This is a genomic window from uncultured Acinetobacter sp., from assembly GCF_947624825.1.
Classification (GTDB): Bacteria; Pseudomonadota; Gammaproteobacteria; order Pseudomonadales; family Moraxellaceae; genus Acinetobacter.
The window spans coordinates 1-11,570 of sequence record NZ_CANQLZ010000066.1 but is presented as its reverse complement, the minus strand read 5'-3'; the positions used below and the strand labels follow the sequence as shown (position 1 = coordinate 11,570).

The window sequence follows — 11,570 nt, the reverse complement described above, 5'->3', positions numbered from 1 at the left end:
TCGGGGGTATAGGTTGGTTTTTTCATCGGAATAGTCTCTCAGAATATTGAGTCTCCGACAAACCCGGTACGGTTCAGGTAATTCAGCAATTTGTGACTCCAATCCTATCAACTGCTTTTGTAATTGTATTCGCTTGTAGTAAGCGTCGAAAATACGGTTATATTCGTCACATTGTTTTTGAGCTGCGATGAACCGTTCTTGAAAACCATCATTATCTTCATTTTTAGATTTTTCTAAAAAAGGTTCAAAATTTGGAATCCAATCTTGTTCAAGAAAGAAATCTAAAATAATTTTAGATTTTTCTAATTTGGTCAATCTAGGATTATCGATTGATATCTCTGGATTTTCTAAAATTTTTAGAGCTGGAAAAACTTTAAACTCATTCCAACCATAACTACTATATTCTGCCCAAGAAGCTTCATGAATATTTGAAAAATTTGTTAAATAATAGATTTTGGACAATTTTCCTTCATAATTTAAGCTTTTGGCTATATAAATCGTTACTTTCTTATCACCCCTAAATTTTGATGGATAATTAAATTTCTGAATTTGAGAGCTTTCAACTTCAGCGAATGAATTTACTGTCTTATTGTTTTTCCCATTATAATAAAAAATCTCTGACAGGATTAACCATTTACCTTTGCCAATATCATTGGGAGCATAATTTTTTTGCTCGGCTTTCCAATCAGCATATTCAATATGAGGTATGTATTCAAAGTTAGGAAAAACTAAACCTGTTTTACTATTAAATACAATTTCACGTTTATTTTTAAACCTATACCAGTCTTGCTGACTAATAGCCTCAAGTAAAATAAGCTCAGTACCCTGTTTAAAATTTTCTAATTCTGGTTCTAACTGCTGCAATCTAGACTGTGCTTTTTTTAACAAAGACTGTTGCTTTGCTTTTTCCAAATGAAGTTGATTAAGATGCTCCACAACTTCTGGAGAACTTTTATCAAATAGCTTAAATTGCAACTTTTTAAGCTGTTCTAACAGTTCTACTCTTTGGTGTTCTAAGCCTTCTCTTTCACTGTAATTAATTTTGGAAACCGTATTCATATTACCCCCTAACATTTAAACTATTTTTTAAAAATTCTTCTGTTCTTTATTCACCAACACATCATAAATAATATGCGCAAATTGCTTCATCTTCGCAGGATCACTCATCAACTGTGTCATTTGCTCCATATGCGCTGCATTACTGTCTAATACAGCATCATCAAGCGCCGTGTCAAACTCACCCAGCATGGCCTGTTCACGAGTGTTGTTATGAATCTGTTTCATCATTCGTGTGTTCTCAGACATCTTGTCAGCAATGGTCAGAGCATAGTTGATCATATCGTTCTCTGTCAGATTATCCGTCACAAACAGATCATTCATACGACTTAAAATCTGCGACAAAAAGTCTTCTTTCTTGTCTTTCGGCTTTGCAGTACCCAGTTCATTACCAGGCTCAAGTTTATGATCGGTACTATCGGCTTTAAGATGAATATCCTGTTGGCGTAACTTGGACAAACGGTAATGCGTCATTGCAACATTGCTTAGATCAACCTCATCCTCTTCGGCCACCTGTTCACGCAGTAATGGGCGCAAGTTACGGGCAAAAAGACTGAGCTTCTCCAACTCCTTGTCGTCATATTCCACGATCTGCGACATAAACTCATAGAAACGGGTAAAACTGCCTAAATCCTTTTTAAAGATTTCCAGAGCATCACGCGCTTTCTTCGCTTCTGCAAACTCATTTTCCGCATTGGCAATTAGTACGGCGTCACCTGTCTGTTTACAGCGTTCTAAACGGTTCTTAGTGACATCATAATCATTCACGGCTGCCGTGTAACGATGTTGCCAGCGTTGCATCGCAGGCTTACAGATATTGGCAAGTGCCGCATTGGATTTGTTCTTGCTATAAAAAGCTTCTGTAAACTGCTCTACCTCAGTCATAAGGAAAATACCTGCTGACTTCAACTTGTTGGCCAAATCGTACACCTGATCAGGATTGGACACATCTGCCAGTTCTGCCGTTTGGTAGTAAGGTTGGAAGGCATCCAGAATATCTTGCGGTTCATTAAAGAAATCCAGAACAAAGGTGCCAGTTTCTGCTTTACCCGGATAAGTACGATTCAAACGAGATAATGTCTGTACGCATTCCACGCCACCCAATTTCTTATCGACATACATTGCACACAGCTTCGGCTGGTCAAAGCCGGTCTGGAACTTGTTTGCCACAATCATCACCTGAAAATCATCGCTATCGAATGCCTTACGCATTTCACGGCCTTTCAGGTTCGGGTTCATGTTACTTTCAGTGAATTTCTGCCCCAGTAAATGACTACAATCAGAATCATTCTGGTTGAATTCAACTTCACCAGAGAATGCCACCATGGCTTGAATATTCTGGTATTTATTCTCGGCAATGTATTTATCAAAGGCTTGTTTGTAGCGTACAGCTTCTTTACGTGAGCTGGTCACCACCATGGCTTTGGCCTGACCACCCAATAAACCCATTACGTTCTTTTTAAAATGCTCAATGATCACACCGACCTTTTGCACGATATTATGGTCATGCAAGCGTACCCATTGATTCAGCTTGATCTTGGCTTTCTTGGCATCCACCGTTGCATCTTTTTCTTCAATCTTCTGCTTGAGCTTATAGATGACTTTATAATTGGTATAGTTCTTCAATACATCCAAAATAAAGCCTTCTTCAATCGCTTGGCGCATCGAATAGACGTGATATGCCACAGGAATATTGGTTTTAGACGGCGGCATGCTTGGATCGGGCAAGCGTCCAAACAGTTGTAAGGTTTTATCCTTTGGGGTTGCGGTAAAGGCATAGAAACTTAGGTTTGCACTACCCTTACGTGATGCCATCACGGCATCGAGTATATCTTCCGAAGAAAGCTGTTCATCTTCTTCACGCTCTTCGAGCATCAGAGTTTCTTTGAGCTGACGTGCCGTAGAACCGCTTTGGGAGGAATGCGCCTCATCGGCAATGACGGCGTATTTACGTTCTTTTAAGCTGGTACTGTTTTCAATAGCACGCAGTACAAAGGGGAAGGTCTGAATGGTGACAATGATAATCGGCTGAGCCATTTCCAAAGCTTTTGCCAATTTCTCCGATTTGGAGCCATCGCCTTCCTTGTTGTTAATCCGTCCCACGACGCCATCTGCATGTTCAAACTGATAAATGGTGTCTTGTAATTGCGCATCTAAAATGGTTCGGTCTGTCACCACAATGACGGAATCAAACATCTTTTTATTGTTAGCATCATATAGGCTAGAAAGCTGATGCGCCGTCCATGCAATTGAGTTGGATTTACCCGAACCTGCGCTGTGCTGAATCAGGTATTTCTGTCCTGTGCCTTCAGCTAATGAGTCCTCAACCAGTTTACTGACCACTTTCCACTGATGGTAACGTGGGAAGATCAGGCTCTCTTTTTTGTATATACGACCTTCCCAGTCTTCCTTTTCTTCAATCTGAAGATGGATAAAGTTACCGACAATATTCAGTAAGCTTTCAGGCGTGAGTACTTCATTCCATAAATAGCCTGTTGCATATTCATTTTGATTTTCAGGAATGTCATTGCCTGCACCCTGCTCTTTGGTGCCTTTGTTAAATGGCAGGAAGTAGGTGCTATCACCATTCAAATGCGTCGCCATATAGACTTCATACTGACTGACGGCAAAGTGTACCAATGCACCACGTTTAAACATGAGCAAGGGTTCAGGCTTGTTGGTTTCAGGGTCTTTGGGTAAGCGAGTCTTTCTATACTGTGTCATGGCATTTTGCACAGCTTGCTTAAACTCGGATTTCAGCTCCATGGTTGCCACAGGAAAGCCATTGATAAACAGAGTCAGATCGATGCGCCATTTTTTGGCTTGTTTGCCTGTTGCCTCTAGTTCGGCTTTGCTCGCGTATGGGCTATAGACCAACTCAGGCACCACACGGCAGATGTTTTGCTGATAGCGTTGATTCAGTTCGGGGTTTAGACCATGTTCAGGTTTAAACTGACAAAATGAGAAACGTACCCCACGGGTACGGATACCATGCCGTAATACGCCCAATGTGCCATAACTGCGAGATTCAACATCGGTGGCATTGATGTCAGCTTTTTTAAGCTGAGCCACCACGGTATCTAAAAAATGGCGTTCGGTATCATTCGGGAAGATGTTTTTAAACTTCTGCCACTCTTTGTCTTGGGTCTTTTGCACAAAGTCTAAAACATCCTGTTCATACAAAGCTTTTTCACGGTTATAGCCTATACCTGAACCAACAAGCCAACCATGGCTTTGCATTTTCGCAATAATATCTTTCTGGAAGATAGTTTCTAAAGTTGCATCCGATCTCATGTTTCCCCTACCCCTAAATACCCAAATTTCTTTATTACGGTTCTATTTGCCAAACTGGATAGCTTTGCCAATCTTCAGGGAAGCCCATCGCTGTTTTTGATATGTTGTGATGTGTCAAAAGCAGATCAACCAGACATTTACGCCATGTATGCTGCGGGGCGATTTTGTCCATGAAATAGAGTAGAAATACCAGACTGTTATAAATTTTTCGATCTGCTGAGTTACTAGGTTCAAAATTGCATTGCACCCGAAGCCCCATCGGCTTACTGCGTGGCTTAGCGATAGTTTTGGTAAATTTGCGGTTCCATAGTCTTGAATGATGAGCACAGGTATTTCTTAAGTAGACAAAATGCTGTAATAAGCCTTCAAACTGTTTTTCATCGCAATCAAAATGACTGGAAATGGCTTTACGTGTCTGAATCGGTGCCAAGAGCTGATACCATTTGGACAGTTGCCCAAAACTCATGACTTCGCAGGTTGCCCAGATTGGTGGCAATTCAGGCTCATCATAGGTACGTTTATAGTGTTCTATAAAGACTTCATCTGCGCGGGACACTTCAGTTTTCAGTGATTCGAGTAAGCTTTGCCATCTAAAGACGGGTTTAAAGTACTGCCCTTGCAGATAGGCGTGACAACCATGCCGATGTGCCAATTCATAGGCAAAACGGGTGCGAACGGCAACTTCCAGGCGTTCTATGGCATCCAGGATAAGTAACCTTAATTCACGATCAAATACATACAGCGCTAATACCTGTTCAAAACTGGTCTCTGGTTTAAAGCAATGTGGTGAATGGGTGTATTCAAACGGAAGCCAGTAGGCACCTAAGCGATAATAATTGATTTGCTCTAGGTAAAATTGTGCATCTTGCTCATTGGCAAATTGCATGCCACGCGCTTTTAATAGCTCAATTTGTTCAGCAAAGGTTTTGGCAGGCTTGTTAAAAGATTTCATAGATGGCTTGCCCTGATTGTTATATTTTTTAGGGCTCCAGAAACAAGTAACCCGACAGTTTGAGGATGCAATTGCTTGCCTAGCCTTGTCGGGTGTTGTTGAGCATATATTGAATCATTGCAATTATTTATGCAATGATTTTTTGTATCTGCTGGAGTCCGCATTGGTTTGAGGCAGCTAAGCATACTCACGCGCTTAACCCCATTTTCTCCTCATTGGGATGTTGCCAATTGCGTACGTCTATTTTACCTGTGACCGCAGAGGAAATAAGGGCTGTACGGCGTTCTTGTAACAATTTAATTTGAGCTAAAGCCTTTGTTTCTATTTCATCAAAAGCTTTTGACATCGTATCTAAATATTCAACGATTTGAACCTGTTCATTTTTTGGTGGAAAGGCAAATCGATATTGTTTAAATGTCTCTGCGGGTAAATGGGCAATTGTTGCTTTACCCACTCCGCTAATAAATCTTTCTCGATGCACAGAATCAAAAAGTACATAGAACATAAATTTATGACTATCTTGACTTGAATATGCTCTTAAACGATGTAAGGCTTTTTGATAGAAGCAAGTGTCTTCACTTTCCCATATGGCACATCGTCCAATTTCACCACCTTCACAAACAAGTAGATCACCTTGTTGTACTGAATATCTTTCAATTTCATGTGGTCGAAAATCCATTTCGGGTAAATTTTCACTATTAACTCGCCCCCACTGCACATCAGTATTTCTTAGATACTTACCAAGATAATTCCCTGTGATTTTGCTCTCATCAAGCATTTTCCCGAGTAAAACTTCATATCGATAAGCCAACTTAGCAACTGCCCAATGCTCAGGCACTTGTCCCAACCATTCCACACCTGAATCTTTCATGGTTACATCAGGATTTAAACCTTTGGTTACAGCATGGCTAATCACCGCTTGACGCTTTTCTTTAAGCAGTTCAATCAGCTTTTCTTGCTTGGCAATTAAGCTGTCAATTTTTGCGGTTTCATGGTCGAGAAAATTGGCTATATCTTGTTGTTCTATCTTAGTTGGGATAAGCAGGCTGATATTCTTTAAAGAATCTATACTAACACTAGCTTGATTAATTGCTGGTTTAGCAATTGATTCAACAGAATTTCTAAAATACTTTGACTTTAAAATCCAAAATAAATATTTAGGATCAAATTTGTCTTTATTAGGCATTAGTCTAAGCAGATTCATTCCATGATATAAAATCGAAGTATCTCTTTTTAAAGCTATATTTCCTACCATAGATAAACTATTAATGTGAGACAGTAGTATGTCACCTTCATTAATTTTATAACTTTCAGCTATTGAGTATTTATTAACAAAGCCTACTTTCTCATAATTAATTTCACCCGTAGAAATAGACTCAATTCTACTAATAGGTACTGTATTATTGGATTCTTCTATTTGGGTTTCTGTGGCACCATTTTTTATACCAACAAAAGAGAATTTTAAATTTCCAACATTCCAATGATTAGGAATCTCACCTAACCATTCAATACCTGAATCTTTATACTCAGCATATTTTTGATACTTCGCCATTATGAATGCACCTCATGAAGAAGTGCCATAATTTCACGGCTCACCGCATCCAAATCCGCATCAATCTCGCTTAAATCACGTGGCGGTTCATACACATAAAAATGACGGTTAAACGGAATCTCATAACCCACAATACCAATCTCGCCATCCTGAGCATCACGCTTATCGGCATTGATCCACGCATCAGGCACATGCGGTTGCACTTCACACTTAAAGTAAGACTCAATTAAATCAGTGGTACTTTGACTTGGGTCAAGCGCAATGTTCTCGGCATCACGTAAATCACCATCCTGTACAAACTCAACCACTTTGCCTTTATAGCTAAACTGACCATAAAGCGGATTTCCTGTACCTTTCACCACTTTATTGATCACAGGCTCAGCATCGGTATTTTTCCAGGTAATGGCATCCAGAAATTGTTTCTTCTCTTTGGTTTCAAGTTTCACATTGGCATTTTTTAAAGCTTGTTTCAGCACATCATCAAAAGCATTAAAGTCATCACATTGCGCCGTGCCAATTTTGGCTTGTAAGGCTTGGGTTTTAGTCAATAAGGTGCGTTGTTCTAACCATAATTTTGGCTCAAGTACAGTCTTAATGTCTTTTTCTTTCAGTTCGCTAAATTCAGCTTTAATCAGCGCACGAATCTCGGCTTCATACTCAGTCAATTGACCATAACTGTCTGCTGTCCATGTTGCGCCGTATTGCTCATACAGCTTTTGCATCACCGCATTAAATGGCTTCGGTGCAAAACGTAAGGATGCTACAGCATCATTACTCACCTGAGCCGATAAACGCAAAGGACGCTCGATGGTCACACGGCGGTAGCCAAACTCGTAACTGTTAAAGATTTTGCTTGAGAAAGGCTTTTTCTGATCACTTTCACCATCATGAGCTAAGGTATCTACCGCTTCAAATGCGCCGTAGTTTTGGGTAATGGTACGGATTTCTTCATCGGTTAAATAATTACGCTTCGAGCCTAAAGACTTACGCATTTTTGAACTGAGGCTAGTAGCATTAATCAAATGCACTTTGCCTTTACGCTCAGCATCTTTCTTATTGCTCAGTACCCACACATAGGTCGCAATACCAGTGTTATAGAACATGTCGGTTGGTAGCGCGATAATCGCTTCTAACAAATCGGCTTCTAGAATATAACGGCGGATTTCACTTTCACCACTACCTGCACTTCCGGTAAACAAAGGCGAACCATTCAGAATAATGCCGATACGACTACCCTGACCATTGCTGTCAGTATCACGCATCTTGCTAATCAGGTGCATCAGGAACAGTAAAGAACCATCCGATACACGTGGCAAGCCTGCACCAAAGCGACCTTCAAAACCCTTTTGCTCATGCTCATCTTTGATGTCTTGTTCGATCTTCTTCCAATCCACACCAAATGGTGGATTTGACAGCATGTAGTCAAATTTCTCATATGCCAGTTGGTCATTGGAGAGTGTATTACCCAATTTGATGTTACGTACATCCTGCCCCTTGATCAGCATATCCGCTTTGCAGATCGCGTATGACTCTGGGTTGAGTTCCTGACCAAACACCCGCATTACCGCTTCAGGGTTATGCTCATAGACATATTCTGAACCTGAGGATAAAAATCCACCCGTACCCGCCGTTGGGTCATAAATGGTACGGATCACGCCATCTTTGCTGAGTAGTTTGTCATCTTTACCAAACACCAAGCCTGTGGTTAAACGCACAATGTCACGTGGGGTAAAGTGTTCCCCTGCGGTTTCATTTGAACCTTCCGCAAAACGGCGTATTAGTTCTTCGAAGACCAAACCCATTTCATGGTTAGATACAGCACTGTAACTTAGATCAGTGGTCGCAAATTTTTGCACTACTTTATAAAGCAAGTTGGCATCATCGAGTAGACCAATAAACTCTTCAAATTTAAAGTGCTCAAAGATTTCACGGGCATCTGATGAAAAATTTTGAATGTAAGTATTCAAATTGGCACGAATATCCTTTTGACCAAGGCTCACTAAACTCAGTTCTGATGTGTTAAAAAAAGATAAGCCATTGGTTGCCTTAAGTAGCATTTTTTCTTTAGCTCCTTCAGGTAGTGGCATTAAGTTAACTTTTTCATTGGCTACTAATACATTTGCTTTGCTTGGTTCGAGTACACACTCTAAACGGCATAAAAGTGTAAATGGTAAAATGACACGTCCATATTGAGATTGTTTAAAGTCACCACGAAGTAGATCAGCAACTGACCAGATGAATGCAGCAACCTGTGAAAAGTTATTATTTGTCATTTAAAAAACCGCTTGCCTAATGGCTGTAAAACTTGAAAATTCTAGGAGTGATTGTGCCTGATTTACAAGGCAATTTGCTAGAGATAGACTGTACAAAAGAATATTATTTATTATATGAACAGCTGCAAATAAGTCTGCTATTAAAAAAAATTTTGTAGTCACTAAAGTTTACTTTTTTTGGATCAGACCGACTACATCACAGCCCTGAACCACAATATCCGGCCTACCAACTTTGTACGTTCCATCCCCCATCGAGAGGGGCAATTGCTGAACTAGATCAGTGCAAATACAAGAAATAGGATTTTACCAATCCGGTTTGGCCAATTGAATAGCTAGTTTAGCCTTTTTATTTTTACCAGAAGCTTTTTTTCTCACCCTCCCCTGCAGTTTTAACAATTGCATTGGGGAATATGGGACTTCTGGGATTAAGACGTCTAAATTACCCAACATATCTAAAGCCCTTAAAATAGCGATTAAGTCCGATAAGCGAACATCTCCTTTTTCTGCATTTAAAACAGTACGCCTTTTGATCCAAGCCTTCTCAGCAACTTCTACTTGTGTCATGTCTTTATTTAGCCGTAAACGCTTTAATCTCTCCCCGAAAACAGATGCAATGTACTCTGAGCTATCATTTTTTGAGTAATTATTCATATGTGCCACTCTTTTTAATTCAAACGTATATAAATTTTAAGCTATTACAATAAAAAATCATCGCATAGATTGATACCATTTCATGTACTTAAGTGAATTTATATGCAAAATAGGTTCACTTTTTTGTACCTACTGATGTCATTTTGCTTAAGCCAACTCGAGCACTTTTTTTAGGCAAAGCTTTTTTAAAAGGTGGGCTGAATGAAATATCCCCCCCTTAAGCTCCATTTATATAAAATACAAAACACGAAGAAACCAGCCACATTCACATCAAATAAAATCAATAACTTAAAATAAAAATTCCAAATACACCCTATTTCCCACCCGCTTTGAGCCTCTCAAATTCATCAAAAACCGCCCACATTTATAACCACTTTCTTGATCTTTTTATAAAAATTAAAAGTTTTTTGTACTTCTTGATCTAAGTTAAAAAAATCAGGAGGGCGAATAAATGAAGCCTACAAAAGCAAATTCTCAGCTAGCCAATAAAAGACCGTTTTATACAAAGGAGGTCATGATCCGTCCTTACCCGCCTCTGTTCAAAATTTACCAAATCTACGCTCAGATTTTAAATGCCTCGCAACTGCCAACACACTTTCAACATGACGTGAGCCTAATATCTGCTACTGCACCTGCTCCAGCTGAGTTATTCGCAACAGATAACTTTCTTCTGGTTTATATGGCACAACAACAAAACATTCGAGTTAAAGCACATCCCATTCTAGAAACTGATGTAGACCTCATTCAGGTTCAATATCAACTCAGCAACACACTCTTTAAGTTGATGACTGAGCTCAAGATCAATCCTCAAGCGATTCACCCTCAACAGCTCCTTCAGAACTTAAATCAGGCGCTATCGAAACAAGCAATTTACGATGTGAATCAAAAGCTTTATGACAAGCCGAGATGCAGTCTTTCTCTAGACTTACTCGCCAAGTTAATCGATTGCAGTCGTAATCAACTGCTTTATCGCCAGAAGCAAATCAACGGCACTCACGACCTACGAATTCAAGCACTCAAAAATAAATGTAAAGCACTCACGAGCGTACAACCATGCGCATCACAATTTTGGAGTTTAGACCATGAAAATTGAAAACATCATTGAGCGAATGCTAGATCATGAATTTTTTGATCAGCGCTATCAAAATACTATTGCACAGCACTTAAAACCTACTGTCTCAATCTGTGAATTAAAACCCTTATTGAAAACAACAGTCAGCTTCGATGCAGACTCTAAGTTTGAACTCCCAACAAAACTACCTCTCCCCCCAAGTGTGTCTAAACATCCGATCTGTGCCTATCTCTATTCAGTAGATCAGCATGAATATCCTGTTATACAACGATGGGCTGTGCATAATTTACATGCAGCATGTATTCTTAAAGCAATTCCGAATCCGACTGAAAAGGATCACCAAACCACCATTATTAGAGTGTTTAATCGATTTAGATTAGCAAACGAAGCTTATGCCACATCGCAACAAGGCAAACAGTTGAATCGGTATCAGCAGGAATATTTGTGGTTATGGGAGCAATTGCCTAGCCATGAGATTACCTTGGCTAACTTCGTGAAGAGTTTACGGGAATTAGAAAACGACTCTAAACTCAATCGTTTTCAGTATCTATTACTGCTTGATATACGGCGATTCTATGATTATGTCTTAGCACTTAAACCCAAGAAACTGAACCGTACCGGGTTTGTCGGAGACCACTTTTCTTGAGAGAATGTCCCGATGAAAAAAGTAAAATATACCCCTGAAATCAGAGAAAGAGCGGTTCAATTATTGATTGAATC

At 39.7% G+C, this 11,570-nt stretch carries 7 protein-coding genes and 1 pseudogene; 2 read left to right on the top strand and 6 right to left on the bottom strand.

Annotation, left to right across the window (positions count from 1 at the left end; translation table 11 throughout):
- The 6 genes and pseudogenes from Q0017_RS11940 to Q0017_RS11915 form a co-directional block, all read right to left on the bottom strand.
- Positions 1-1,059: pseudogene (locus Q0017_RS11940) on the bottom strand (hypothetical protein); the annotation flags it as partial.
- Between the two features lie 27 nt (positions 1,060-1,086).
- Positions 1,087-4,350 carry a DEAD/DEAH box helicase family protein gene (locus Q0017_RS11935; RefSeq protein WP_298147112.1) on the bottom strand — a complete coding sequence of 1,088 codons (3,264 nt, stop codon included), beginning with the start codon at positions 4,348-4,350 and terminating at the stop codon, positions 1,087-1,089.
- 34 nt (positions 4,351-4,384) lie between these two features.
- Positions 4,385-5,302, bottom strand: a complete 918-nt coding sequence (locus Q0017_RS11930; protein WP_298147109.1) for an Abi family protein — start codon at positions 5,300-5,302, stop codon at positions 4,385-4,387.
- Positions 5,303-5,489: 187 nt separating this feature from the next.
- A complete protein-coding gene (locus tag Q0017_RS11925; protein WP_298147107.1) occupies positions 5,490-6,854 on the bottom strand; it encodes a restriction endonuclease subunit S in 1,365 nt (454 codons plus the stop codon).
- Positions 6,854-9,127 (bottom strand): class I SAM-dependent DNA methyltransferase, encoded by a 2,274-nt coding sequence (locus Q0017_RS11920; RefSeq protein ID WP_298147104.1) that lies wholly within the window; start codon positions 9,125-9,127, stop codon positions 6,854-6,856. Before Q0017_RS11920 ends, Q0017_RS11925 begins: the two co-directional genes overlap by 1 nt.
- 303 nt (positions 9,128-9,430) lie before the next feature.
- Positions 9,431-9,778, bottom strand: a complete 348-nt coding sequence (locus tag Q0017_RS11915) for a helix-turn-helix transcriptional regulator (RefSeq protein WP_298147100.1) — start codon at positions 9,776-9,778, stop codon at positions 9,431-9,433.
- A 451-nt stretch (positions 9,779-10,229) separates the two neighbouring features.
- Here Q0017_RS11915 and Q0017_RS11910 point away from each other — a divergent pair, with 451 nt between their 5' ends.
- Complete coding sequence (locus Q0017_RS11910) at positions 10,230-10,871, top strand: hypothetical protein (RefSeq protein WP_298147098.1); 642 nt, start codon at positions 10,230-10,232, stop codon at positions 10,869-10,871.
- Entirely contained in the window at positions 10,861-11,496 is a 636-nt protein-coding gene (locus Q0017_RS11905; protein WP_298147096.1) for a hypothetical protein, read from the top strand. The genes Q0017_RS11910 and Q0017_RS11905 overlap by 11 nt, the downstream gene beginning before the upstream one ends.
- Positions 11,497-11,570 lie beyond the last annotated feature (74 nt).